Here is a 24,953-nt window from a genome sequence, read left to right as displayed (position 1 = left end):
TTTTTACTAATTCTGATACACATTTATGCATAATTGAGGGACGCCTGACCGGACGAAAATTACCGGATACGGTGTAGCAGGAAGGTATTTTTAGATGAGCATGAACTATAAAAAAGGTTTGGTGCCTTTTCAGTGGGATGATGCCCTATTTCTGGATAGCCAGATAACCGAGGATGAGCGGATTATCAAAGAAGCGGCGCATAGTTTTTGTCAGGACCGTTTGATGCCGCGGGTTCTGGAGGCAAACCGTCACGAAATTTTCCATCGTGAGATCATGAATGAAGCAGGCGAGCAGGGTTTCCTTGGTTCCACTTTGCCAGAAAAATATGGCTGCGCAGAAACAAGCTATGTTGCGTACGGTCTGATTGCACGGGAAGTAGAGCGCGTAGACAGCGGCTACCGGTCTGCAATTTCGGTTCAAAGCTCGCTCGTTATGCACCCAATTTATGCGTATGGCTCTGAGGAGCAGCGTATGAAGTATCTGCCCAAGCTTGCTTCTGGCGAATGGGTTGGGTGTTTTGGATTGACCGAGCCGAACGCAGGATCAGACCCCGCTGGAATGGAGACGCGCGCGAAACCTGTGGATGGTGGCTATTTGCTGAACGGCGCTAAAATGTGGATTACGAACAGTCCGATTGCGGATGTTTTTGTTGTTTGGGCCAAGTCGGAAGAACACGGCGGCGCCATTCGCGGTTTCATTCTGGACAAGGGAATGAAGGGTCTTTCCGCGCCGAAGATTGAGGGTAAATTCTCTCTGCGGGCATCCATTACCGGCGAGATTGTGATGGATGATGTTTTCGTTCCTGCTGAAAACCTTCTGCCGAATGCCGAGGGGCTTGCAGCACCGTTTGGCTGTCTGAACCGGGCACGCTACGGTATTGCATGGGGTGCCATGGGTGCTGCGGAATTCTGTGTGCATGCTGCCCGTCAATATACACTGGACCGCAAACAGTTTAACCGTCCGCTTGCGGCGACACAGCTTGTTCAGAAAAAGCTGGCAGATGCGATGACTGAAATCACCCTCGGGCTACAAGCTGCTTTGCAGGTTGGCCGCCTGATGGACAATGATAATTTTGCCCCTGAAATGATTAGCCTGATCAAGCGGAACAACTGCGGTAAGGCTCTTGATATTGCCCGCGTTGCACGGGATATGCACGGCGGTAACGGTGTGTCTGATGAATTCCATGTTATTCGCCACGTCATGAACCTGGAGGCAGTGAATACCTATGAAGGTACGCATGATGTTCACGCGCTGATTTTAGGACGTGCGATCACGGGTATACAGGCGTTTGGTTAAATCCACTGCGGTTTGAAAAATGATTGATCAAAGGGCTGGCGGCATGCTGGCCCTTTCTTTTTGTTTAGGTGGTGTCGAGCTTGATACGCATTTGCTGTAACGCGCTGCGCACAGATCGCATTTCATCCGTGCCGAGGTTATTGAAACTTTCCTGAACCCAGTTGCCGTGTTCTTTCGCCATTGCTTCAAAAAGTTGAATACCGTCTGGCGTCAGGGAAATGAACATACTGCGTTTGTCATCGGGGTTTCTTTGCCGCGACACAAGCCCGTCTTTTTCCATACGGCCCAGAAGACCGGTTATATTATGACTGGAGGATGCCAATAGCCTTTTGGCCAGGTCCGTTACAGAGAGTGTTTTACTGACGGCGCGGTAAAGCTGGGAGCAGACATCAAACCGGGTAAAACTTTGTCCAAAATCCTTTTTCAGGCGTGCGCTTATACTTGCCTCCAGGGACTTGGTAGCACGGGTTAATTCAAGCCACATCCGCAGGGCTTCTCTTTCACGCTCACTAGTAATCAGCGGATTATCGGCCATTTTGCTTCTTTCTGTATTTGCACCTTTGGCGCCGAACCTCCATTTACTTTACACATAAAGTAAATGTGGATACAGTCTTAATTCGGTAAAAAAGAAGCAACTGCGGAGAGCAGGGATGAAAATCAGTATCATTGGTGGTGGCCCGGGCGGGCTGTATTTCGCACTGTTGACCAAGAAGGCACGGCCAGACTGGACCATTGAAGTTTTCGAACAAAACCGGGCTGACGACACCTTCGGTTTCGGGGTGGTGTTTTCAGACAGCTCTCTTGATGAGTATGAAAGCCGTGACAAGAAAACCTATGAACGCATGCGCGAGGAATTTGCCTATTGGGATGATATTGATATTTCCTACAAGGGCTCGCTGATTAAATGCCGCGGCAATGGTTTTTGCGGAACGTCCAGAGTGCATCTGTTGCGGGTTTTGCAGGATCGCTGCAGGGAAGTGGGCGTGCAGATGACCTTTGAAACACGCATTGACCCCCTGACAGTCGAAGACAGATTTGCTGATTCAGACATGATACTGGTGGCTGACGGCATTGGGTCTGCCATTCGGGATGCCCACAAGGGGCCGGACGGGTTTGATGTCAGTGTTACAACAAAGTCCAACCGTTTTTGCTGGATGGGGTCAACGCGGCCCCTTACTGATTTTACTTATTTCTTCAAGGAAACTCCGCACGGCCTGATTTGTGCGCACACCTATCAGTATGACGCAGATATGTCGACGTGGATTTTTGAAATGTCGGACGCCTGTTGGCAGGGGCATGGTTTTGAGGAGTTTGATGAAGAAGGCTCCAAGGCCCTTCTGGAAGAGATTTTCGCTGATGAACTGGAGGGCTACCCCCTTGTTCTGAACAGATCACACTGGCGGCAATTTCCGCGAATTTTCTGTAATAATTGGTCTGTCGGGAAAATGGTGATCCTTGGTGATGCCAAAGCATCTGCTCATTTCTCGATCGGGTCGGGGACAAAACTTGCCATGGACTGTGCCATTGGGTTGCATGAAGCGGTTCTGGAGCATCTGCAAGAGGATGGCCATCAGGCAGCATTCAGCGCCTACGACAAGGCACGCAGGGTACCAGCACAAATCGTCCAGCATAATGCGGATGTATCGCTTGCATGGTTTGAACATATGGACCGGTCGTGGGATATGGATCCGTATCAGTTTGCCATGGTTGTTATGTGCCGGTCCAAATCGGTTACCTATGATAACTTGATTTTGCGTGATCCTGACTTTGTCGCGGCCGCAGACACTGAATGGTATGAACGCTATTTCAGAGAATCTGGGTATGATTACCGTCAAAGCCGTCCGACGCCCATGTTTACCAAATATAAACTGCGCGGGATGGAGCTGCGTAACCGGGTGGTAATGTCCCCGATGGCACAATATTCCGCTGATGCGGATGGTAATCTGACGGACTGGCATTTTGCCCATTATGCGGGTGCTGCACGGGGCGGTATGGCTTTGATGTATACGGAAATGACGTGCCCGTCTGCGGACGCACGCATTACGCCGGGGTGCCCCGGCATGTGGAACGATGATCACGAAGCCCAGTGGAAACGCCTTGTGGCCTTTATCCACGATACGACAAAAACCAAACTTTGTATGCAGCTTGGCCACGCCGGGCGCAAAGGGTCAACGCAGGTAGGGTGGGAGAAGATGGATCATCCCCTGCCGGAGGCGGATCAGAACTGGCCGCTCTATTCTGCGTCACCAATTCCATATTTTGAAGGCGAAAGTCAAACCCCGGCCGCGCTGGACCAGCAGGGTATGGCCCGAATTAAAAGTGATTTTGTCCGCGCGACAGAGCGGGCGGACCGCGCCGGGTTTGATATGATCGAACTGCACTGCGCCCACGGGTATTTGCTGGCAAGTTTCCTGTCGCCGCTGACAAATATACGGACTGATGACTATGGGGGGGCGGTTGAAAACAGGCTCCGTTTCCCCCTTGAAGTGTTTAGCGCCATGCGGGCGGTTTGGCCTGAGCACAAGCCAATGTCGGTACGGATTTCTGCATCAGATTGGAAAGAAGGCGGAATTTCAGAGGAAGATACCTTTGTAATCGCTCAGGCATTTAAAGATGCAGGCTGCGACTTGATTGACGTATCTGCCGGACAAACTGTACCGGACCAGAAACCGATTTACGGCAGAATGTTCCAAACCGGTTTTGCCGAAGCTATCCGCAATGTTCCCAAGATCGCCACGATGGCAGTTGGAGCGATTACAGAAGCATCACAGGTCAATACTATTCTGCATACCCGGCGGGCAGATTTGGTAGCCATTGGCAGAACACATTTGTGGAATCCTTTCTTCACCCGGCAGGCAGCGGCCTGGTATGGGGTGATGACAGACCATACAGACTGGGAAAAACAGTATTTGTCCGGCAGGCAGCAAGCATATGCAACGCTGATGAAGTCACGGGAACAACAGCTTGACTGGCAGCAGAAAGCCAGACCAAAACGCCACCATACATTTGCAACATTGAAGCGACGGCAGACTGACACATAAAACTACCTGTCGCAGATGCCGCAGTGGGCTTTGCTAGTTGTTTGGTATCAGAGCCAGAACCCGTAAGGGGCTACCGGACCCGCGAACAATCTTCAGCGGGGCAGCGATGATAAGTGCCCCCGTTGGCGGAAGCTGGTCCAGATTGGTCAGGCTGGCCAGACCGTATTTATTGGCCCCGTGCAGCAAGGAGTGACACGGAAAGGCTGGCTGCAATTTTCCTCCCTGTCCTGCATCGGTGCCAACAGTTTCCACGCCGATGCCCCGAATGTCCCGTTCTTCCAGAAGGAAGGTGATTGCTTCGCTGCTCCATCCGGGTGTGTGAAAGCCGCTGGCATCTTCGTTCAGAAAAGCAACAGGATCCGTTCTTTTGGACCAGTCGGTACGAAAAAGCACCCATGACCCAGCGGGGATTTGGCCGTATTTATCTTCCCATGCGGCCACAAATTCAGGCGAAACAAGAAAGTCAGGATCCTTCAGTGCCTCTGGCACGGCATCAAGCACGCAGGCAGGGCTGATAAAGCTGTCCACCGGGATAGTGTCGGTCGTATTATTTTCGTGATCCTTGCCGGTTATCCAGTGAACCGGTGCATCAAAATGCGTCCCGGTGTGTTCCCCGCATTTAAACCAGTTCCAGTACCAGGCAGGGCCCCTATCATCGTATTCAGACAGGATACCACTTTCAAATGGCGGATTTTGAGCATATTGAGGCGGAAGCTGCAGGACGGGTGTTTTGGGTTCAAGCGGCTGCGTCAGATCAACTATACGAACGGAACCGCCGGATAGGCTTTCAGCAAGAAGGGATAATATGGTTTTCGCCTGTGACATGGTGCTTCCCTATTTTCTAACATGCCTTACCTAAGATGCTCTGATACGGTGCGAGATAGTGCAGGGCCGTAGTATCATACGGCGGGTGCTTCGTTTAGATTTGCACGAATATGCTTTAATATATCCACGAAGGAAGAAATCGTTCCTTCATCCATACCTGTGAACGCCCGTTCGTAGATGCGGCTGGCGATTTCGTGCAGATCAACCACCACCCGGCGGCCATCGTCCGTGATCGAAACCTGGGTTACCCTGCTGTCATCATTACAGCGGGAGCGTGTCACCAGCCCGTCTTCTTCCATCCGTATGACAATCCGTGTGATGGTCGAAAGTTTGGTGACAGATCGCCGTGACAGTTCGCTGACGGTGCTGGGGTTTTTGTCATTCAGGATCATCAAAACCCGCCATTCGGGTTGACCAACACCGATTGTTTTCAGGATTTCGGTCATTTTCGCGGTATATGTCGCGGCCGTGCGATTCAGATGATAGAGCGGATAGTCATCCAATTTGAAATCGGCAATATCGGGTAATGTCTTTCCAATTTTTGCAGCCATGTCGGGCCTCTCGCTTTTTATGCCGGCAAGGTAAATCCTTGCAGGCAGGGACAGTAGACTCAGCAACAACCAGTTATTCTGTACAGAAGTCTGATCATCTTGCAAGTGTTCTCCCCCTCCCGCTGTTTACGGCATTTTATGGCAGGATTGGGCGTACTGCACCTACAGCGGAAATTGGGCAACTTTTGGACCAGTGGAAAATCGGATTTTGCTAATGACAAAACTACCCAGGAAGCGGTAGCCTGATTTTGGGACAATTGCCTTCCTCCGGGAAGAGAGGAGGCACAAGGGGAGAATAGTTTCAGTGGGCTACACGGGACACATAGATACATTTACAAAAGACAGACTGCCGCCAAAATCAGAATGGCCGGACCTGATACTGGACCGTCCGGAATTTACATATCCGGAAAGGATGAATGCAGGTGTTGAGCTGTCTGACCGCATGGTTGAAAAAGGGTTTGGCGATCATGTTGCCCTGATTGGGCATGGCCGAACACGGACCTACAAGGAGCTTACCGACTGGTCCAACCGGATAGCCAATGTGCTGGTTGATGATTACGGTGTGGTGCCGGGGCACAGGGTTTTGGTGCGGTCGCCGAACACCCCTGCCATGGTTGCTGTGTGGCTGGCTGTGACCAAAGTGGGCGCGGTTGCGGTGAATACCATGCCGATGCTCCGCGCGGCGGAACTGTCCAAGATTGTGAACAAGGCGGAAATCAGTCTTGCGCTGTGTGACAAACGCCTTGCAGACGAGCTCCAGGCCTGTGCAGCAACAAGTGATTTTCTTACCGATATTCTTTGTTTTGACGGGGAGATGGGCCATGACGGGGATATGGACCGGATGGCGCTGACAAAGTCAGTGCGCTTTGAGGGGGTGGAAACGGCTGCGGACGATGTTGCGCTTCTTGGGTTTACATCCGGCACGACGGGGGAGCCGAAAGCCACCATGCATTTCCACCGGGATTTACTGATTATTGCGGACGGATATGCACAGGAGGTTTTAGGCACCACAGAGGAGGATGTTTTTATCGGGTCACCGCCTCTTGCCTTTACCTTTGGACTGGGTGGGCTGGCTATCTTTCCACTTCGGTTCGGGGCGTCTGCGGTGCTACTCGAAGATGCCACGCCGCTTAATTTGCTGAAGTATATTGATGCCTATAATGCGTCTATCTGCTTTACCTCGCCAACGGCTTACAAGGTTATGTTGCAGCAACCGGATGCCACCAAGTCCATGGCATCGCTTCGGATTGCAGTGTCCGCAGGCGAAACGTTGCTGCCATCAGTGTTTGACGCATGGAATGCTGCGATGGATGCGCCCATACTGGACGGTATCGGTGCCACTGAAATGTTGCATATTTTCATATCAAACAGGTCTGATGACGCCCGGCCAGGGGCTACCGGTACCTGTGTATCCGGATATGAAGCCATGATCGTGGATGACAATTTTGAAGAAGTACCCAGAGGCACAACGGGCAGATTGGTTGTCCGTGGTCCGACCGGATGCCGCTATATGCAGGATGACCGACAGCGCAAGTATGTTCGCGACGGCTGGAATATCACAGGGGATGCGTTTGAACAGGATGAAGACGGGTATTTTCATTTCCGGGCCCGCATGGATGATATGATTGTGTCGTCCGGCTATAATATCGCGGGGCCAGAGGTGGAAGACGCGGTGTTGACCCATCCAGCGGTTCTGGAATGTGCGGTGATTGGGTGCCCGGACCCTGAACGTGGGCAGCTTGTGGAAGCGCATGTAGTATTGAAAGACGGTCAAAGTGGTGATGATGCCATGATCCTTGATATTCAGAACCATGTGAAGCAGTCAATTGCCCCTTATAAATATCCAAGGTCTGTTGTGTTTTGCGACGCATTACCCAAGACCCAAACCGGAAAAATCCAGCGGTTTAAACTTCGGGCGCATTAGAGGCGATCGAGCAGTCTGCCGTGCCGGCCAGAGCACTATCGATCAGAACACTATCGATCGGAGCACTACCGGACATAATACTACCTGTCAGGGCTTTAATGGACAGTGCTCGGTCGCCATAGGTATTTGGTTTTGCGTCAGGCCAGACGGACACCATTTGGAACCGGCTTGTCTGGCACAGCCAGCACGACTTTTTTACCCTCGGCGAACAGGCCGGTTACAAGACATTCTGACATGATTGGCCCAATTTGTTTGGGCGGGAAGTTGGTAACAGCCAGCACCTGTTTACCGATCAGGTCATCCGGCTGATAATAGTCGGTTATCTGGGCGCTGGATTTTTTAATGCCGATTTCAGGACCGAAATCTACGTGCAGGATATAGGCCGGGTTTCGGGCTTCTTCGAAAACCTGTGCATCCACGATGGTGCCTGCACGTAGTTCGACTTTTGTGAAGTCATGCCAATCAATGGTACTCATAAAATTCTACTTCTTTCTGCAATTTTGGGATCACAGTATCAGTGCTATCCTGCACCGCAATCCAGAAAATCTTGTCAGTAGCATAAGAATAAAAACAACACCTGCACTGCAGCGTGAAAACGGTGGGGCGTGCGGGGAAATGTGGTCTGACAAGTACCCTTTCTAATTTTTTTGCAGGAATGCTGAAAGATTCTTCGGCGCCGGACGACTAATAGGTATGGACGGCGCCGCAGGGTTGATGACGGCCCGGTCATGACAGAAAGGATAAACAATGAAATTGAAAGAAAACTGGAAAAAAACGTGTCTGATTAGTGTCTGGGCACTGGCGGGGCTGTCCTAGGTTGCGCTTGGTATTGTGCTAATGATGGATGTGGACCGGTCAGCCTTGGTCTATTCTGCAACGGCGACTGCCGTCCTGACAGAGGTGGCAATCTGGCTGACGGCGGCGATTATGGGGGTTGCTGTTTATGAAGCCAGAAGAACCATTATGGGCAAAGTGAAAGGCATTTTCTCCGCTTAGGAATCTTCCGGATTTTGCACCGACTGGCCAAGGGTTAATAGCCCAGTCAGTCGGTTCACGCCGCGCCGAATTTTCACAAGTGTTAGGGTCAGCGCGATTGATATGGTACCAATCGACGCAGTGAAGACCATAGGATCATTCTGTTCTGCGGGCCTGACATACAGCAGTACGGCTATAAACAACAGGGCGCCCGCGATGACCATACCGCCCATCAATTGAATATCAATGTACCGCCGGTACGACTGCACCAGTGCCGCCGTTTCTGAGGCAATAGTACCGGTGGGGACGCGGGCAAATCGGCGTCTAACCAGAAGCGAAATCCAGCCAGCGAAAAGTGAAAAGAGCATCACCACAATACCAATCGCAGGGACGTCTGAAAACACCATATAAAGGCCGGTCAGCGTGCCGCCAGCAGCAATGAAAAGTTCGGCAATCAGAATCCGGTAAGACCCGCGCTGTCGCCTCAGTATGTCCCGGTGGAGTGTGTCCAGGTCAGGCGCTGTGTCGTGCTCCCAGGCTGCGGTCAGTTTTTCCAGATCCAGATCGTTTGTATCAGGCATGATGGTGTTCCAGTTTTTGTTTCAGTGCGGCTTTGGCGCGTGTCAGACGAATGGACACAATGTTGGGGGATACTCCGAGAACATCCGCAATTTCTTTTGGGGTAAAACTTTCAAGCGTTAGGGATAGGGGTTGACGCCATTCCAGCGGCAATGTGCGGATGGCTGCGGCCAGCATTTCTTTTTGCCGGTTTGCGTCTGCAGCTTCTTCCGGGGTTGCTGCGTCGCTGGTGAATTGGTCCTGCAGTTCCATTTCACGGGGGCTACGCATGATTTTTGCTACATGACTGACGCAAATATTGTGGGCAATTCGGGCGATGAATGTTTTGACGCTGGCATCCCCGCGAAAAGAAGGCAGCGCTTTCCAGACAGAAAAAAGTATTTCCTGATTAAGGTCCCGTCGAAGGTCCGGGTTTGCCTCATAGCTGCCTGCAATACGCCAGACAAGCCCAGCGTATTCGGCTACTATTGTATCGCGCGTGTCAGCCATAGTGTCAGACTTTATCTAGTGTCATGAACCAGCGTACCACGCTGCATAACCCAAACAATCTCTTTTGTCGCACTGATGCTGGTTACAGGGTTGCTGCCAAGAAGAACGAGGTCCGCAATCTTGCCTTCTTCCACAGTACCGATGTCATCTGCCTGTCCAAGTAGTTTGGCACCGTTCAGGGTTGCCATCTGGTGCACCTCCAGCGGTGAAATCCCCGCGGATACCAAAAGCGCCAGTTCCTGATGGAAACTTTCCCCTGGCAGGATAAAGGGGTTATTAGCATCTGTACCAGTGGTTAACATGATACCTTCATCAAAGAGCAGCTTTGTAAAGTCCAGCACCCGGCCCCACTGTGCCTGCGCATAAACATAATCAGCGTCCGTCCAGCCAATGTTCATGTGGAAACTGGTGCGCCAGTTCTCTGTCAGCTCTGCGGGCAGATCATCCAGCCCGGGCTGTGCCTTGTATGTATCTGTGTTACCAAAGGCAATGGAATGAAACAGTACGAGTGTTGGGTCGATGGATACATTATTTTCCCTTAGTGCCGTGATCATTTCCTGAAAGGCAGGGCTTTGAAAATCCACATGTTCAAACCAGCTGAAAAAGGCGCGGGTTATAAGGCGGGAGGCAGCATAGCTGTCACGCGTATTTTCAGGCAGCAAGGCGGCGGAACCCGGTACAATATGTACGATGGAATCGATGCCTGCGCGGGCGGCTTCTGTCCAGGTGGTTGTATCCAGATGGCCGGTGACTTTTAGCCCGCGTTTGTGGGCATGGTTGATGCCGGCTTTAACCAGATCGGACGGCAGGCCGGTGTAGAGTTTGATCCAGTCAACTCCGGCCTCAGCTTGACGGTCAATCCTGTTCCTTAGGTCATCGGCTGTTTCGACAGTCTCTACCAAATTATCAAAGCGGGTTATGTCAAAAATCAGGCCGGCCACGTGCGGGGAAGCGCCCGTAATAGCGCCGGTTGCTTGTTGGCTTTTGGCCCGTATGGTTGTCTCCGTGTGCCCGCCGGGATCGCGACTAGTGGTGACACCGTGCGCCAAGAGGCGCTCAAGGGTAACACGGGGCAGGTTTTCCGATGGCTGCATCGCCAGAATGGGGCCCCCGTCAATCACGGAAACTGAAACCGGACCCATGGCAAGATGGGCATGGGTATCAATAAACCCGGGGGAGAGATACTGACCAGTTGCGTTCAGTATTTTCATGCCTTGGTACGGTGTATCATCGGTTGCAGCGTGAGTGATTTTTACAATGCGTCCGTCTTTAATAAGCACATCTTTATTCCGCTGCGGCTGTGTCCCGTCTCCCTTGATGACAGTAACGTTCCTGATCACTGTCTGGTCCTGTGCCTTAACGTCTGAAAGGGGGATAAAGAACAGCAGAATAAAATGTACAATTGCTATCAGGGGAATCTGGTGCGTGAAGATGGCTTTAGTAGGCATGAATATGTCCTTGTTTAAGTAGACCCTGAAGACATAGTCAGTGCCGGCATAAAATTCTTTCAAAGAAACAATAAAAAAGATCCTTTTCGTGGTCCAGCCAATGGCTAAAGCACAGCAGGGGGCAAGGTAAAGGGTGGTTTCTCGCTAAAAAATGTGGGACGGTTTCCTACTGCGGCGGGTATGCCCACGGCGTAGCTGTACGGTCTTTATGAATGGTTCAGGGCAGCGGAGCAGGCGTGATTACAGGATCAGCCCATCGCCCCCGTATAGCCACTAAGTGTCATACTAACGTCGCGGATCAGGTTGAAATGGTCCTCGATGGCATCAAAGACTTCGACATGTTCCCAGGCATATCCGCTGGTGTTGGGCGGCGTATAGGATGCACCCTCATAGTTTGGACCAGCATCCCGTGTGTCGGGTCCGGCCTGGAAAATTTCCCGAAGCTGGCTAAGGGCTGACGGAATTTGAAATTTCAGGATCTGGAGTTTGATCGTCTCTGTTGTTGTGCCTTTGTGGCTCGCGAACCGTGGTATGCGTGTGGTCAGGATAAACAGGCGCTGGATCAGGGCTATTCTGATGACATGCAGAAGAATATATTCATTTTTCTCCTCATCGCTCAGGGTAAAGCCCTTGTCGAGAGACATGGTCTCCAACTGGTCCTTCAGGTCTATAAGGTCTTCATCAAAAACTCGGTTCATGCGTCTCAGCGGTTCATGGATATTATGGCTGACAAGCAGTTTGACCAGACGTTTGATGCGCCGGTGACGGTGCTCTTCTTTTTCAAACCGCAGGCAGTCAATCCAGTATTGGGGATCAAACTGGGCGATATAGCCACGCAGCAGGTCCTCGTCCGTCAGGTCCAGCGCCGTATTGACCAATTTCAGGATGTGGCGCAGTCGTTCTGACTTTTCTATCGCTGCTTCGAAGCTGTCCGGGTCGCTGTTGATTGCCCCGCCAAGACCGCTGACACTGTTAGAGAAAAAGCCCATTTGCTGTAATAAGGCATTGTGCGGGATGGCGCGAATCTGACTTAGTTTTTCCAGAGCAGCTGGCGCACGGCCTTCTACCTGACGGATCGTCATGCGGGACCCGCTGGGATACAGTATTTCCGGTCCCATGGATGCAATCAGGGTCAGATAATCGGGGTCATCCGTTAGCCGGCTGTGAAATTCTTTTAGCTTCAGGAAAAAATCCAGCGACCAGTCAGTATCTTCATAGAGATAATCCGCTGCGTCCCTTGGGGGTATTGTCAGCTCACTCGTCAGGATTTGAGAGACAGTTGCAAGCGCCGCTTCTGTGTTGCCAAGAAGCATGTAACCGTCACCGCCCTGAAGGCTGATTTCCTGCTTGTAGCTGATCCCCAGGTCGCGGCAAAGCCCCCGGGCAGCATAACTATTATAGTACCGCAGCCGTGCCTGCAGGCTTTCCGGATGCGCGCCGCGCCCAACACTTTCTCCGCCGGTGTCAAAAATCAGAAGCTCAACACCTTCCAGATCAAATTTCTGCCAAAGACGCATCAATTTCATACGAAGGCGTTCGATGGATAATCCGGCTGCGACCTGTCCCATATATCGGCCAGCGTCAGAGTAGCCAGCCTGTACGGCCAGTCTGCCGCGCTTTTTTACATAGGCATAATAATGAGGGTTCTCCAGCAGCTCTTCGATCACCTTACTGCCGCGTTCGAGCGCTATTTCTGTTTCAAACAGCGGCGAAATATCGGTGATATCATCAACACCGAACAGTTTTGCATAATATAGCGCTGCCAGAACGGTGAAGGGGGTGTCTGCCTCGGCGATCAGGAAACGGATTGGGGTATCGTCATTAAAGTAGCGCCGGAACTGACTAACCAGCATAAACAGACGGGCAGCTGTTACCCTTTCTGTTGCAACATGTTCAAAGCTGACTGTTTGTGCTTCTACTGTGTCCAGTAACGAGCTAACGGCTGTAATGAACCGCCGTTTACTGGATGCAATATCCGGGGATTTTTCCATGGAAACCAGTGGCCGAATGCCGTTGTGCAGCTGTGACGCATTCAGACGGAAGTGCATATGGGACTGACCAAAGCCAAACGCAGACAGCCGTGCCCGGAATACAAGAATGTCGGTTGCAAGCGCGGAGTCTTTTGTGTGCGTAGCCAGTGCCCCCAACCGTGATTTCAGGCCGGAGAACGACAGAGTTGTATCCGGCAATTTGGTGGCAATGTTTTTACTGAAGGTGCGCACAGCGTCGATATCATCCGGCTCAGACGGGATATGGTCATAGGCGCGACTGTAATACTCGGTGTAAGCCTGCAAAGATGCGCCGATTGTTTTGCTGTCCGCAGTATCTTCTATACGCTTGGAAAGTTCGGCCCAGCGGTCGGCATAGCTGCGGAGCTGGCCTGCTGCCATTTTCAGACGGAACCGGACGCTGGTAAGCCAGGTAATGTCAGACCGGCCATCAAGATCAAAGCCAACCCAACTGGCAATCGTAATAAGGCGCGGCGTCAATAGTTTCCAGTCCTCAGGGTAATGTTTTTGTGCCGCCTGAAGGATTGTTGCAGCCAGCTTGTCAAATGCTTTGTGAAACGTCTCCAGCGCATGGGCGGCCTGCTTATACTCGCTGTTCAGATCCAGGCTGCTGTCTGGCGGGGATAAATGCGCCTTGTGGGGTTGGTCAAACGTGGCCGCAACCAGATTGGCATAGGTGTTTTCGTCGTATGCAAAAGTGGGGTGCGCCGTTATCACCAAACCGATCAGGTCTTGTTCAATATGGTCTTGAAACTGGTCAAATGTGTCTGCTTTATCGGCAATATTATCAATGGCGGCGGTCAGCTGTTGCTGGTTATCTGCCGGTGATGTCTGCCCGATATAGGCGCGCAACCGGCGAACCCTTGCCTTAAACGCTTTTTCGTTAAGATCGCTCAGTGAAGCTTTGACAGCATCCAGCGTAAAGGTGCCCTCATCAATGGCCCGTGCAAGCTTGAACGCCAAAGGAGAGTAGGGATTAATCACCGGATCTTCATTCGCGCTTGCCCGGTAAGCGGCAATAGATTCCTGAATTTCGTTTATTAGGTCCGTTGACATAAAATACCCCATCCCGTCATTTCTTGCATCATAGCGTACGTTTCGACCACTGTGGTGTCTAGCCCGAAAGCCGAATGAAAAGTGTTATGACAAGAATTGACAGCGCTGTCAATTTATGGGAGTGTCACGTCAAATTTGGACAATGTCAGGAAATTTCTGGCGGGGAGTAAGGTTACGTGCATCTTTTTGATTTGGTTATTTATGGCGGTACTGGTGATCTGTCGCGGAAGAAATTATTGCCTGCGCTGTATGCCGGGTTTGTATCCGGGCGGGTAGACCCCGTATCGCGTATTTTTCTGACAACACGCAGCGCACCAGACGAAGACGTATTGCCGTGGCTTGCGGATGTGCTGGCTGCAAACGGTGATGACGTGTCTGCAGACGATCAGAAGCTGCAGCAGTTTGCGGCGATGGTTTCTATTGTACCCCTGTCCCTGACGGATAAAGAAGACGACGGCTGGAAGTGGCTTGTTGAGACACTTCAATCCTGTGCAGACAGGCCGATCATTCATTTTCTGGCAATCCCGCCCAGTGTTTTTACAAGTGTCTGTGCGGCCCTTAGCCATCACCAGTTAAATACGGATCGGTGCCGGATCGTCCTGGAAAAACCGCTGGGTCATGATCTGGCTAGTGCGCGTGAAATCAATGCGGATGTCGCGTGTCATTTTGACGAAAGCCAGACTTTCCGGATTGATCATTATCTCGGTAAGGAAGCGGTGCAGAATCTTTTGGCACTACGATTCTCCAACATCTTGTTTGAGCGGCTGTGGAATAACCAGACCATTGATCACGTTCAGATCAGTATAGCCGAAGACCTTGGGCTTGCGGGGCGTGGGGGCTATTATGAGGGTGTCGGTGCTTTGCGCGATATGGTGCAAAACCATTTGCTGCAATTGCTTTGCCTTGTTGCGATGGAGCCACCGGCTCGGATGGACGCGGAATCCATTCGGGAAGAAAAACTGAAGGTGCTAAAATCGCTGAGCAATATCACCAACGAGACTATTAAAACCGATGTGGTACGCGGTCAGTATAGCGCTGGAACAGTGGCCGGACAGCAGGTGGATGGTTACTGCGAAGACATGAACCTGGACGGCAATAGCAATACAGAAACCTACGTAGCGATTAAAACATTTGTCGAGAACTGGCGCTGGGCCGGTGTTCCGTTCTATCTGCGGACAGGCAAGCGATTGCCGGACCGTTTTGCAGAGATCATGATCCAGTTCAAGGATGTGCCGCATAGCAGTAGCCCGGATTGGCAGTATCACAACCGGCCAAACCGTTTCATCATTCGCCTGCAACCGGTTGATCATCTGGCGCTGCGCATGATGGTTAAAAACAGTGCAGAAGGTCAGGCGGATCTGAAAGAGGTTGAACTGAATCTGGATGTGTCTGATCCGAACAGGTTGGGGCCGTATCTGCGGTTGATCTTCGCCGTGGCGGAAGGGGACCAAAGCCTGTTCGTGCACCGGGAAGAAGTTGAGTATGCCTGGCGCTGGGTTGACGGCATCATTAGCAAGTGGGACTATTTCAACATTACCCCGGTTGAATATCCGGCAGGCTCCTGGGGGCCTTATGAAGCCCATGACTTGCTGCGCAGTGACGGCAGAGCATGGTTCCATGAAAAACGCGGTTAATCAGTAGGGAAGTGATGTAGCATGATAGAGTTTCGTGAGTTTGCTTCACCAGATGATATGGTCGTGCAGATGGTCCATGATCTGACGGCGCGCTTTTCAAATCATCTGATGGCCGGTGGTACAGTCAGTTGGGCGGTAAGTGGCGGGTCAACGCCGAAGCCTTTGTTCCGTGCGATGGCCCAAACAGATGTAAAATGGTCAAGCGTGGTGGTGTCGTTGGTGGACGAACGATTTGTCCCGCCGGGTCATCCCCGCAGCAATGAGAAATTTGTTCGCACCTGTCTTCTGAAAGACAAGGCAGCTGCCGCGTCGTTCGTCGGGCTTTGGCAGGAAGGGGCTGATACAGCTGATGTAGCCGCTGATCAGGCCAACCGCCATTATCTCGACAAGGTTCGTCCGATACACAGTATTTTGCTAGGCATGGGCAGTGACGGACACACGGCGAGCCTGTTTCAGAATGCAAAAGGACAAGAAGAGGCATTTAACTGGGACAGTGATCGGTATATCGTTGCGGTGACAGCGCCGCAGTCGGACATAACAGGGGATGAACTTGAAAGACTGACCCTGACGGCACCGGCGATTGCGTCGGCGGATCATCTGGATTTGATGATAACGGGCAAGGAAAAACGTGCTGTGCTCGAAGCAGCATTGGAGCCCGGATCGGATTTGCCAATCGGCAGGTTACTTGCGGGCCTTTATAAGCCCTTAAAAGTTTATTGGGCACCGTAAAAGGACGGTACAGGACGGCACACCATGGTACAGAAAGACATACAAGCAATAACGCAGCGTATTATCGCCCGGTCGCAGGAAAGTCGCGACCGATATCTGGAAGACGTCTATGCGATGCGCGGTCAGGGGCGGGCGCGGGATACACTTTCCTGTGGTAATCTTGCTCATGCGTTTGCAGCCTGCAACCGCGCAGATAAAAGAAAACTTACGGATCAGGATGCGGGCGGTCCCGTTGCCGATATCGCCATTGTCAGTGCCTATAATGATATGCTTAGCGCCCATCAGCCGTATCACCGCTTTTTGGATGAGGTAAAGGCAGCAGTGGCAGCCGCCGGGGGTGTGGCGCAGATGGCGGGCGGTGTCCCTGCCATGTGTGACGGTGTTACACAGGGTCAGCCGGGCATGGAATTGTCGCTGTTTAGCCGCGATGTGATTGCTATGGCAACGGCGCTTGCGATGACGCACAATGTTTTCGATGGCGGCATGCTGTTTGGTGTTTGTGATAAAATTGTGCCCGGCTTGTTGATTGGTGCCTTGTCGTTTGGACATCTGCCCTTTGTTTTTGTGCCTGCGGGGCCAATGCCTACGGGCATTTCTAATACGGAAAAAGCCAAGGTGCGGCAGGCCTATGCCACAGGCGAGGTTGGTCGCGATCAATTACTGGAAAGCGAATCAAAGGCGTATCACAGTCCGGGGACCTGTACATTTTACGGTACCGCGAACTCAAACCAGATGATGCTGGAAATGATGGGACTGCAGTTGCCAGGCAGCAGCTTTGTCGCCCCTGGCACAAGCCTGCGTGACCAGTTGAACGCCGAGGCAGCCCGGGTGGTAGTTGAAGCCGCCAAGGCAGAAGCGGTTGTTGGTCTGGGCGAAATAGTTTCGGCAGAAGCTGTGGTGAACGGTATTGTGGGACTGTTGGCGACAGGCGGTTCGACGAACCATACACTGCATATACCCGCGATTGCGGCTGCCGCTGGCTGGCAGGTAACATGGCAGGATTTTTCGGACCTGTCTGATCTTGTCCCCTTGATTGCGCGGGTGTATCCGAACGGCTTGGCGGATATTAATGCGTTTCACGCCGCGGGCGGGACGCCTTATGTCATGCGGGAACTGCTGACAGCAGGGTATCTGAACGGTGATGCACAGACAATTACTGGCCAAAATCTGTCCAGTTACGCTGTTGGTCCAATCCTTGAAAAGGGTACTTTGTCCTTTATCCCTCCGGTGGCGGAGCCTCTGGATGATACTATTTTGCGGCCTTGCGACAGGGCATTTCAAAACACAGGTGGCTTGAAATTGTTGGCTGGCAACCTGGGTGAAGCCGTGATCAAAGTGTCGGCGGTGAAGCCTGAGCATCAATTTGTGGAAGCACCGGCGATTGTTTTTGATACGCAGGATGATCTTTTGACGGCCTTCAAAGCGGGGGAGCTTGAACGCGACTTTATTGCGGTTGTTAGGTTTCAGGGGCCGAAAGCGAACGGCATGCCGGAGTTGCATAAATTAACACCGTCACTTGGTGTGTTGCAGGACAAAGGGTTCAAGGTCGCCCTGGTGACGGACGGCAGAATGTCAGGCGCCAGCGGAAAGGTACCTGCGGCAATTCATGTGTCACCAGAAGCCAGCGAAGGCGGGATGATTGGCCGTATTCAAACGGGGGATATGATCCGTCTGGACGCGGTGGGTGGTAGTCTTGAGGTTGCTGCTGATCTTGCCAGCAGGGACGTAGCCGCCGTCACCCAGTCCGCAACAACATTCGGACGCGGATTGTTTGCAGCAATGCGGGATAATGTTGGGCTTGCCCATTCGGGCGCTAGTCAGTTTGGCCAGTTAAGAAAGAAATAGGTATGTCATCAGGTTTTGATATAGAAGCTGTTTTTGCTGCGGGTCCGGTCATACCGGTGTTGTCCTTCTCATCAGTTGGGGAGGCGGTAGAGACGTGCCAGACCCTTTATGATGCCGGGATGCGGGTATTTGAAATCACCCTGCGGCACCCGACCGCTATTGCACAAATTCGTGCGGTTGTGGATACCCTGCCGGGGGATGCGATTGTGGGTGCGGGAACAGTGATGAATGCGGCGCTTCTTTCAGACGCGCAACACGCAGGCGCAAAGTTTGGTGTTAGCCCGGGGCTGACGGCTAATCTGGCAGAGAGTGCTCAAACGTCTAACTGGCCGTTCCTGCCGGGTGTTGCCACGGTATCTGAGGCGATGCAGGCCCATGCCTGGGGATTTGATTTTCTGAAATTCTTCCCGGCTGAAACCGCAGGCGGAGCGGGGTTCTTAAAGTCACTCTATGCTGTATTGCCTGATGTCAGATTTTGCCCGACAGGTGGCATCACGCCTGAGAAAGCGCCAGGATATTTGGAGCTTGGCAATGTACCTGTCGTCGGCGGATCATGGATTATTGCCCGCAATGACGTCGGGCGGACGGACCATCCGGAAACGGCTGCACGGGCCAAGGCAGCATTGTTGTTGTAGGACACGTGTAGAAGCCAATTCCGCAGTTAGCTAGGCGGCGATTGCAGCCCCAATGAGGGCAACATCACCGGCAGTAATCAACCGGACGGGGATAGTTTGCAGATACTCATGCAAGTGTCCCTTTGCCATAAAACGGTCGGCAAAATCACTTCGTTCCAGAAACGGTGTGATCTTTGGCAGGATACCACCGCCAAGGAAGACGCCGCCCGTTGCACCGTGGGTCAGGGCAATATCGCCAGCCACACTACCCAGGGCGGATAAAAATACCTCAACCGCCTGCACACAGGATGCATCGGTGCCGTTCAGGGCGGCACTGGTGATGTCAGCGGGTGATAGATCTCTGGGCACTTCACCGTTCCGCGAAAGCAGGAATTGATGGATTTGTGTCAGACCGCTACCGCTAAGAAGTAGTTCGACAGACACATGCCCCACTGTTTGTTTCAGGTGATTATACAGGCTTTGTTCCAGCTCCGTCACGGGGGAGAAGGTTACATGGCCCCCTTCTGTCGGTACGACGTGCCAGGCTTGTTCGGTTGGGACAAGGAGCGCAACACCAAACCCAGTGCCGGGACCAAGGACAGAAATAGGGCCACGCGGATCAGCTGTCCCTTCCTTCACAGTCAGGGTTTGACTGTCGGTAAGGCTGCTTGCCGCGGTGGCGAGTGCCGCAAAATCATTCATAAAGAGAATGTTTTGAAAGCCGAGTTCCTGTTCCATCATCGCCGCATCCACTGTCCAGCCCAGATTGGTTATCATACCGGAACGACTGCCTGTTGGCCCGGCTATCGCGAGCTGTGCACCTGTAATATTGTTGGCACCGGTATCGGCGATAAAATCCTGCAGCATAGGGGTAAGGCCAGCATAGTCAGCACATTGGTAGGTATACATTGTCTGGATTGTCTGGGTATCTTCGTGAATGTCAGCCAACGCCAGGCGTCCATTAGTGCCGCCAATGTCTCCGACAATGATTGTCCTGCTGCTCATACACGCTTTTCCTACCTTACTCATGCCTCTGCAGTATTGCTCTTAAACAGTCACTTTTCATTAGTCACTATGCAATAGCTTTTTATTTTGGTGTTTCTGATTTTTTTATCCTAAAATGACAGCGCTATCAAACATGCAAGCCACTGATTCTGATATTTTTCCGGTCTATCTGAATTTGCAGCAGGGGTATCGGAAACGCCATTGGCAGAAACAGTACTAAGGGCATATGGGGACTGGGCCAACGTGACAAAAGTAATCATTGATGATGTTGCAGCCGAGGCAGGTGTTTCGATTAAAACTGTCTCGCGGGTTATGAACCGTGAACCCAATGTACGGCCTGCGACCAGACAAAAAGTTGAGGAAGCTGCGAAACGGCTTGGCTACCGGCCCAATGCGTCTGCCCGGGGGCTGGCCGGTAATCGCAGCTATTTGATAGCTTTATTATATGATAGTCCCAGCGCGGCGTATCTGACCAATCTTCAATCCGGAGTTCTGGCTGCAACACAGGCCGAAAACTACGGGATGGTTTTGCAGCCCTGTCAGTATGATGATCCGCATCTGGCAGATAAAATACTGACGACAATCCGCGATGCCCGGCTTGACGGGGTGGTGTTGACACCGCCATTGAGCGATCACAGGGGACTTATCGACAGCCTTGTCGACGCGGGTATTCCGCATGTTATTGTGTCCCCTCCTGCGACATATATGGAAACATCGGGCGGTTTGTGTGTCTATGTGGATGACAAGGCCGCGGCGCAGGAAATGACCGCCTACATTCTGGGGACAGGATTGACGCGCATTGCGTTTATAAAGGGTACGCCGACACACGGGGCAGCCCTGCAAAGATTTGATGGCTACAAGGATGCTTTGAAGGCGGCAGGGCTTGATCTGGATCCTGAGCTGGTCAAGCAGGGGTATTTTGATTTTGAATCAGGGGTGAAGGCGGCAGAAGAGCTGTTAGCCCTGCCGCAGCCGCCTTCCGCAATATTTGCCAGTAACGATGAAATGGCAGCCGGGGTTCTGCATGTGGCGCATGAACGCGGCCTGAAAGTACCGGATGATGTATCGGTTGTCGGCTTCGATGACACACCTTTGTCACGGCAAATCTGGCCGGCACTGACAACAGTGCGCCAGCCTATTCGTCAGATGGGGGGCTGCGCCGCAAGGATGCTGATTAGCCGTATTCGCCAGTCGGGAGATGCCGCGAGCACTGCTTTGCCGTATGAACTGGTGATACGGCACAGCACTGGTGGGCCTAAATAATCGAAACAGCAGGTATACGCCGCTATAACCTAATACTGTTTACGGGTATTGTGGCTTATTTTTTGGCGGGGCCGGTACTGTCTCGCACAATCAGTTTGTAGGGTACTATTCGGTTTCGCTCTGCTGGCTCCTGTCCGTCCATCAAGTCGAACAAAATTGCCATGGCACTGGCCCCAAATTCCTCGGTGGGTTGCGCAATTGTAGTCAAGGGCGGGTGTGTGTAGGCGGATAATGGCAGATCATCGAAACCAGTAACAGAAATATCTGCAGGCACCTTATGGCCAGCCTGCCGAATAGACTGCATCGCCCCGATAGCCATTTCGTCATTAAAACACAGGATCGCCGTAGGATGTACACTTTGTGCCAGTAATTGTTTGGTTGCAGTCGCGCCGGATGCAGGGCTGTAATCCCCTTCTTTCACAAGGGCATAATCAACGGTAAGATTTGCTGCTTCGACGGCTGCACTATAGCCGCTTAGGCGTGCTGTTGTCAGGGGGCTATCGTAGGGGCCAGTTATCACTGCTATTTTTTTATGCCCGAGTGTCAGCAAATGCTCTGTCATGGCCTTAGATGCCCCAACATTATCAAGGGAAACAGTCGGCATACTGCCGTCGCCCAGACATTCGCAGCAATTGACAATAGGTGCGGCTGTATCTCCCCTGTCTTCGGGGGCGAGAGGATTACGGGCACTAAGTTGAATGATGCCGTCTGTCTGGTTGGTGTGGAGCATGTGGGCAAGTTCATTTTCTGCATCAACATCGCCCATGGTATTGCCCAGCAAGACGCTATAGCCCTTGTTTTTAGCGGCCGTTTGCACTCCGCGAATAACCATGGAAAAGAAGGGATTGGAAATATCCGGCACGAGAACCATCACAGAGTAGCTTTTTTTGCTACGGAAGTTTCTGGCCATCATATTGGGTTTGTACCCCGCAGTTTTTGCTGCGGACAGGACTTTTTCCCGTGTGTTTTTTGAGACCATTTCCGGTTTGCGCAAAGCGCGCGAAACGGTTGCTACCGAAACGCCAGCAAGCTTTGAAACTGCGCGGATATTCGTCATGCCGATCTACTCCTCATGGTGGTCGCGCGCACTATAGACAGACTGGGCTGGTCTAGCCAACCCCCAAGCTAATCTACTGGACCGTCCTCAGACGTGCAGTTTGTCTTCCTGTTCTGAAGCTTCTTCGGCACTTCGGTCCGTGAAGAAAATGGCGAACAATAGCGCAACGACACCGGCGACAATACAGGGAATCCACCAAATCTGGCCCCAGTCACGCACGCCGTCGGCGGTATAATAGTCAACGATGCGTCCGGACAGGCTTGACCCGATGGCAAGTCCAACCCCGTAAGTCATGAGCGTGATAAAACCCTGTGCACTTGCTCTGACTTTTTTTCCTGCCTTGCGGTCTACATATATCTGGCCGGTGACAAAGAAAAAGTCATAGCAAATACCGTGCAGAATTATCCCCGCCAACAGCATGGAGACAAGGGCCTGGTCGGCCGCCAGCGCGAACAGCGCATACCGGAGAACCCAGGCGAACATACCAATCAGCAGCATCCATTTGACACCAAGGCGCCGGAACAAGAGCGGCATCAGAAGCATGAAGGCTACCTCGGACATTTGCCCGAAACTCATTTTAGCAGCGGCACCTTCAACCCCCATTTCATTCAGATATAGGTTAGTGAAAGCATAATAGAAAGCCAGCGGAATGGAGATGGCAAGCGAGCTGAAGGCAAAAATTGCAAAGGAGCGGTCTTTCATTAAAACAAGGGCGTCAAGACCAAGAACATCTCGAATGGTTACCTTCTCGCCTACCTTTCCTGGCGGGGTGTGGGGCAGGGTCACGCTGAACAGCCCAAGAATGATTGAGGCAATCGCAGCCATTTTCATCGGAAGCGCGGTGGCTTCTACGGTACTGTTTATTTGTGTCAGACCATACGTAATAGCAAAGCCTGCAACAATCCACCCGACGGTCCCCCAAACGCGGACTTTTGGAAACTGGATGTCCGGGCTTGTCATCTGGTGGAAAGAAATGGCATTAACAAGCGCAAGTGTGGGCATATAGCAGGCATTATATAGCATCAGGCCAAGGATAATCGGGCCAGTGCCTTCAAGGCCAGAGACTGCATATAATATGCATCCACCAAGAATATGCAGCACTGCCATGATTTTTTCTGAGGCAAAGAAACGGTCTGCGATCAGTCCGATAAAGAATGGGGAAATTATAGCGCCAATATTATTGGTCAGATAGGCAGTACCAATGTCGGACCCGCTAAAACCCTGCGCAGCCAGATAGGTTCCAAGCGTAACAAACCAAGCCCCCCAAATGAAAAATTGCAGGAACATCATTATACTTAGCTGTGTATAGTATTTGTTACCCATACTTTCCTCCCCAGAAAATCTGTCCTTCATTTCCGTGTCTGCAATGACAGTTTTATCAGAGCTAACCTGAATTTCGTTGGCTTGACAAGGGCAAATGTAACCGGTTACATCAATGCATATAGTCCTTTGAAGTAGGTGAGTGCAAAATGACAGGCATCAACGCTGCAATAGTAGGAACCGGTTTTATGGGGCCTGTCCATGCCGAAGCCTTGGCCCGTATTGGTATTACGGTGTGCGGCATTTTGGGCAGTAGTCCTGAGAAGTCTGAACTAGCCAAAAAGGCGATGGGTTTGCCCAGAGCATTTGCAGATTTTGAAGAAATCTTAGCGGATACATCGGTGGATGCTGTCCATCTCTGTACCCCTAACTTGCTGCATTATGATCATGCCAAACGCGCGTTAGAAGCCGGGAAGCATGTGATGTGCGAAAAGCCTTTGGCCATGACCTCTTTGGAAACAGCGTCCTTGATGGAAATTGCAGCCAAAAGCGGCTGTGCAGCAGCTGTGTGCTATAACCTACGCTTCTATCCTTTGCATTTTCATGCACAGTCACTGGTTCGTGGTGGTAAACTGGGTCGTTTGTTTCATGTGAACGGCTCTTACGCACAGGACTGGCTTCTTTATGAAACTGATTATAATTGGCGTTTGAACGCTGCTGAAAGCGGTGCATTGCGGGCGGTGGCGGACATCGGTACGCACTGGATGGACCTGGTTGAGATGATCACAGGGCAGAAAATTTCAAGCGTTTTTGCTGATTTACAGACTTTTTTCCCTACCAGAAAGCGACCTACGGGCGATGTCACCACATTCAGTGGTGGACCTGCTGGCGCGGCTGGCGTCGAAGATGTTGCAATTGATACCGAAGACTACGGCAATATCATGTTTCGGATGTCGGGTGGGGCTGTGGGCAGTTTATATGTCTCCCAACTGGCGGCGGGACGCAAAAATGCCTTGCGCTACGAAATCGCCGGGGCAGACGGTGCGCTTGCGTGGGATGGTGAAAGCCCGAATGAACTATGGTTGGGGCACCGGGACAAGCCGAATGAAATTTTGCTAAAGGACCCGGGCTTGCTGGATGCGCCGGCACGTCCATACGCTTCCTACCCTGGTGGGCATGCGGAAGGGTACCCGGACACTTTCAAGCAGTGTTTCAAGGCATTTTACGATTACATCCAAAACGGGGTTGATCCCGCTTTTCCCGGGTTTGATGCCGGTCACCGTCAGGTCAAACTGTGTGAAGCCATCTTAAGCAGCAGCCGCCAGGAAAAATGGGTGGAAGTGGAGGACTGA

Annotated in this window: 22 protein-coding genes; 10 read left to right on the top strand and 12 right to left on the bottom strand. The window is 52.0% G+C overall.

The window, feature by feature from the left end:
• Positions 1 to 94: 94 nt before the first annotated feature.
• Positions 95 to 1,297 (top strand): acyl-CoA dehydrogenase, encoded by a 1,203-nt coding sequence (locus IE181_RS02225; RefSeq protein WP_229819091.1) that lies wholly within the window; start codon positions 95 to 97, stop codon positions 1,295 to 1,297.
• 64 nt (positions 1,298 to 1,361) lie between these two features.
• On the opposite strand, the gene IE181_RS02220 is transcribed toward IE181_RS02225, so the two are convergent.
• Positions 1,362 to 1,832 (bottom strand): MarR family winged helix-turn-helix transcriptional regulator, encoded by a 471-nt coding sequence (locus IE181_RS02220; RefSeq protein WP_191249922.1) that lies wholly within the window; start codon positions 1,830 to 1,832, stop codon positions 1,362 to 1,364.
• A gap of 115 nt (positions 1,833 to 1,947) precedes the next feature.
• Between IE181_RS02220 and IE181_RS02215 the strand changes: the two genes are divergently transcribed.
• A complete protein-coding gene (locus IE181_RS02215) occupies positions 1,948 to 4,338 on the top strand; it encodes an oxidoreductase (protein ID WP_191249921.1) in 2,391 nt (796 codons plus the stop codon).
• Between the two features lie 33 nt (positions 4,339 to 4,371).
• Here the strand turns inward: IE181_RS02215 and IE181_RS02210 are convergent, their stop codons facing one another.
• On the bottom strand, positions 4,372 to 5,163 hold the full coding sequence (locus tag IE181_RS02210) for a cyclase family protein (RefSeq protein ID WP_191249920.1): 792 nt from the start codon (positions 5,161 to 5,163) through the stop codon (positions 4,372 to 4,374).
• Between the two features lie 74 nt (positions 5,164 to 5,237).
• A complete protein-coding gene (locus IE181_RS02205; protein WP_191249919.1) occupies positions 5,238 to 5,714 on the bottom strand; it encodes a MarR family winged helix-turn-helix transcriptional regulator in 477 nt (158 codons plus the stop codon).
• 304 nt (positions 5,715 to 6,018) lie between these two features.
• Here IE181_RS02205 and IE181_RS02200 point away from each other — a divergent pair, with 304 nt between their 5' ends.
• On the top strand, positions 6,019 to 7,638 hold the full coding sequence (locus IE181_RS02200; RefSeq protein ID WP_229819088.1) for an AMP-binding protein: 1,620 nt from the start codon (positions 6,019 to 6,021) through the stop codon (positions 7,636 to 7,638).
• Here IE181_RS02200 and IE181_RS02195 read toward each other — a convergent pair.
• Entirely contained in the window at positions 7,619 to 7,795 is a 177-nt protein-coding gene (locus IE181_RS02195) for a hypothetical protein (RefSeq protein ID WP_191249918.1), read from the bottom strand. The two genes, IE181_RS02200 and IE181_RS02195, sit on opposite strands and share 20 nt — an antisense overlap.
• On the bottom strand, positions 7,776 to 8,114 hold the full coding sequence (locus IE181_RS02190) for a tRNA-binding protein (RefSeq protein WP_191249917.1): 339 nt from the start codon (positions 8,112 to 8,114) through the stop codon (positions 7,776 to 7,778). The genes IE181_RS02195 and IE181_RS02190 overlap by 20 nt, the downstream gene beginning before the upstream one ends.
• A 361-nt stretch (positions 8,115 to 8,475) precedes the next feature.
• Here IE181_RS02190 and IE181_RS02185 point away from each other — a divergent pair, with 361 nt between their 5' ends.
• Positions 8,476 to 8,634, top strand: coding sequence for a hypothetical protein (locus IE181_RS02185; RefSeq protein WP_191249916.1), 159 nt, complete (start codon positions 8,476 to 8,478; stop codon positions 8,632 to 8,634).
• Here IE181_RS02185 and IE181_RS02180 read toward each other — a convergent pair.
• The 4 genes from IE181_RS02180 to IE181_RS02165 form a co-directional block, all read right to left on the bottom strand.
• Positions 8,631 to 9,194, bottom strand: coding sequence for a hypothetical protein (locus IE181_RS02180; RefSeq protein ID WP_191249915.1), 564 nt, complete (start codon positions 9,192 to 9,194; stop codon positions 8,631 to 8,633). The two genes, IE181_RS02185 and IE181_RS02180, sit on opposite strands and share 4 nt — an antisense overlap.
• On the bottom strand, positions 9,187 to 9,681 hold the full coding sequence (locus IE181_RS02175) for an RNA polymerase sigma factor (protein ID WP_191249914.1): 495 nt from the start codon (positions 9,679 to 9,681) through the stop codon (positions 9,187 to 9,189). Before IE181_RS02175 ends, IE181_RS02180 begins: the two co-directional genes overlap by 8 nt.
• Before the next feature lie 11 nt (positions 9,682 to 9,692).
• On the bottom strand, positions 9,693 to 11,129 hold the full coding sequence (locus IE181_RS02170; protein ID WP_191249913.1) for an amidohydrolase family protein: 1,437 nt from the start codon (positions 11,127 to 11,129) through the stop codon (positions 9,693 to 9,695).
• A 248-nt stretch (positions 11,130 to 11,377) separates the two neighbouring features.
• Positions 11,378 to 14,194, bottom strand: a complete 2,817-nt coding sequence (locus tag IE181_RS02165) for a phosphoenolpyruvate carboxylase (RefSeq protein WP_191249912.1) — start codon at positions 14,192 to 14,194, stop codon at positions 11,378 to 11,380.
• Positions 14,195 to 14,370: 176 nt separating this feature from the next.
• Here IE181_RS02165 and zwf point away from each other — a divergent pair, with 176 nt between their 5' ends.
• Genes zwf through IE181_RS02145 form a run of 4 tightly spaced genes read left to right on the top strand, consistent with a single transcriptional unit; the run spans position 14,371 to position 19,037 of the window.
• Positions 14,371 to 15,828, top strand: coding sequence for a glucose-6-phosphate dehydrogenase (gene zwf / locus IE181_RS02160; protein WP_191249911.1), 1,458 nt, complete (start codon positions 14,371 to 14,373; stop codon positions 15,826 to 15,828).
• Positions 15,829 to 15,849: 21 nt separating this feature from the next.
• Positions 15,850 to 16,557 (top strand): 6-phosphogluconolactonase, encoded by a 708-nt coding sequence (pgl, locus tag IE181_RS02155; RefSeq protein ID WP_191249910.1) that lies wholly within the window; start codon positions 15,850 to 15,852, stop codon positions 16,555 to 16,557.
• Between the two features lie 24 nt (positions 16,558 to 16,581).
• The gene (gene edd, locus IE181_RS02150) at positions 16,582 to 18,402 is read left to right on the top strand and encodes a phosphogluconate dehydratase (protein WP_191249909.1); all 1,821 of its coding nucleotides are present in this window, start codon (positions 16,582 to 16,584) and stop codon (positions 18,400 to 18,402) included.
• A gap of 2 nt (positions 18,403 to 18,404) precedes the next feature.
• The gene (locus IE181_RS02145) at positions 18,405 to 19,037 is read left to right on the top strand and encodes a bifunctional 4-hydroxy-2-oxoglutarate aldolase/2-dehydro-3-deoxy-phosphogluconate aldolase (RefSeq protein WP_191249908.1); all 633 of its coding nucleotides are present in this window, start codon (positions 18,405 to 18,407) and stop codon (positions 19,035 to 19,037) included.
• Positions 19,038 to 19,067: 30 nt separating this feature from the next.
• On the opposite strand, the gene glk is transcribed toward IE181_RS02145, so the two are convergent.
• A complete protein-coding gene (glk, locus tag IE181_RS02140) occupies positions 19,068 to 20,021 on the bottom strand; it encodes a glucokinase (RefSeq protein ID WP_191249907.1) in 954 nt (317 codons plus the stop codon).
• A gap of 243 nt (positions 20,022 to 20,264) precedes the next feature.
• Here glk and IE181_RS02135 point away from each other — a divergent pair, with 243 nt between their 5' ends.
• The gene (locus tag IE181_RS02135) at positions 20,265 to 21,284 is read left to right on the top strand and encodes a LacI family DNA-binding transcriptional regulator (protein WP_191249906.1); all 1,020 of its coding nucleotides are present in this window, start codon (positions 20,265 to 20,267) and stop codon (positions 21,282 to 21,284) included.
• Positions 21,285 to 21,339: 55 nt separating this feature from the next.
• Here the strand turns inward: IE181_RS02135 and IE181_RS02130 are convergent, their stop codons facing one another.
• Together IE181_RS02130 and IE181_RS02125 are read right to left on the bottom strand one after the other, a co-directional pair.
• The gene (locus tag IE181_RS02130) at positions 21,340 to 22,341 is read right to left on the bottom strand and encodes a LacI family DNA-binding transcriptional regulator (RefSeq protein ID WP_191249905.1); all 1,002 of its coding nucleotides are present in this window, start codon (positions 22,339 to 22,341) and stop codon (positions 21,340 to 21,342) included.
• A gap of 87 nt (positions 22,342 to 22,428) precedes the next feature.
• A complete protein-coding gene (locus tag IE181_RS02125) occupies positions 22,429 to 23,664 on the bottom strand; it encodes a nucleoside permease (RefSeq protein ID WP_191249904.1) in 1,236 nt (411 codons plus the stop codon).
• 146 nt (positions 23,665 to 23,810) lie between these two features.
• On the opposite strand from IE181_RS02125, the gene IE181_RS02120 reads away from it, so the two are divergent.
• Positions 23,811 to 24,953, top strand: coding sequence for a Gfo/Idh/MocA family protein (locus IE181_RS02120; protein WP_191249903.1), 1,143 nt, complete (start codon positions 23,811 to 23,813; stop codon positions 24,951 to 24,953).

The sequence above is a fragment of the Kordiimonas sediminis genome (genome assembly GCF_014656395.1).
GTDB lineage: Bacteria > Pseudomonadota > Alphaproteobacteria > Sphingomonadales > Kordiimonadaceae > Kordiimonas_A > Kordiimonas_A sediminis.
Note: the sequence above shows the minus strand (reverse complement) of the source record. Positions and strands in the feature narration are given on the sequence as shown.

Coding starts and splice junctions, on each gene's coding strand:
- IE181_RS02165 (WP_191249912.1), bottom strand. CDS start 14,194: ATGTCAACGGACCTAATAAACGAAATTCAGGAATCTATTGCCGCTTAC.
- edd (WP_191249909.1), top strand. CDS start 16,582: ATGGTACAGAAAGACATACAAGCAATAACGCAGCGTATTATCGCCCGG.
- IE181_RS02185 (WP_191249916.1), top strand. CDS start 8,476: ATGATGGATGTGGACCGGTCAGCCTTGGTCTATTCTGCAACGGCGACT.
- pgl (WP_191249910.1), top strand. CDS start 15,850: ATGATAGAGTTTCGTGAGTTTGCTTCACCAGATGATATGGTCGTGCAG.
- IE181_RS02120 (WP_191249903.1), top strand. CDS start 23,811: ATGACAGGCATCAACGCTGCAATAGTAGGAACCGGTTTTATGGGGCCT.
- IE181_RS02210 (WP_191249920.1), bottom strand. CDS start 5,163: ATGTCACAGGCGAAAACCATATTATCCCTTCTTGCTGAAAGCCTATCC.
- IE181_RS02195 (WP_191249918.1), bottom strand. CDS start 7,795: ATGGTGTCCGTCTGGCCTGACGCAAAACCAAATACCTATGGCGACCGA.
- IE181_RS02220 (WP_191249922.1), bottom strand. CDS start 1,832: ATGGCCGATAATCCGCTGATTACTAGTGAGCGTGAAAGAGAAGCCCTG.
- IE181_RS02175 (WP_191249914.1), bottom strand. CDS start 9,681: ATGGCTGACACGCGCGATACAATAGTAGCCGAATACGCTGGGCTTGTC.
- IE181_RS02215 (WP_191249921.1), top strand. CDS start 1,948: ATGAAAATCAGTATCATTGGTGGTGGCCCGGGCGGGCTGTATTTCGCA.
- IE181_RS02190 (WP_191249917.1), bottom strand. CDS start 8,114: ATGAGTACCATTGATTGGCATGACTTCACAAAAGTCGAACTACGTGCA.
- glk (WP_191249907.1), bottom strand. CDS start 20,021: ATGAGCAGCAGGACAATCATTGTCGGAGACATTGGCGGCACTAATGGA.
- IE181_RS02145 (WP_191249908.1), top strand. CDS start 18,405: ATGTCATCAGGTTTTGATATAGAAGCTGTTTTTGCTGCGGGTCCGGTC.
- IE181_RS02125 (WP_191249904.1), bottom strand. CDS start 23,664: ATGGGTAACAAATACTATACACAGCTAAGTATAATGATGTTCCTGCAA.
- IE181_RS02180 (WP_191249915.1), bottom strand. CDS start 9,194: ATGCCTGATACAAACGATCTGGATCTGGAAAAACTGACCGCAGCCTGG.
- IE181_RS02130 (WP_191249905.1), bottom strand. CDS start 22,341: ATGACGAATATCCGCGCAGTTTCAAAGCTTGCTGGCGTTTCGGTAGCA.
- IE181_RS02225 (WP_229819091.1), top strand. CDS start 95: ATGAGCATGAACTATAAAAAAGGTTTGGTGCCTTTTCAGTGGGATGAT.
- IE181_RS02170 (WP_191249913.1), bottom strand. CDS start 11,129: ATGCCTACTAAAGCCATCTTCACGCACCAGATTCCCCTGATAGCAATT.
- IE181_RS02205 (WP_191249919.1), bottom strand. CDS start 5,714: ATGGCTGCAAAAATTGGAAAGACATTACCCGATATTGCCGATTTCAAA.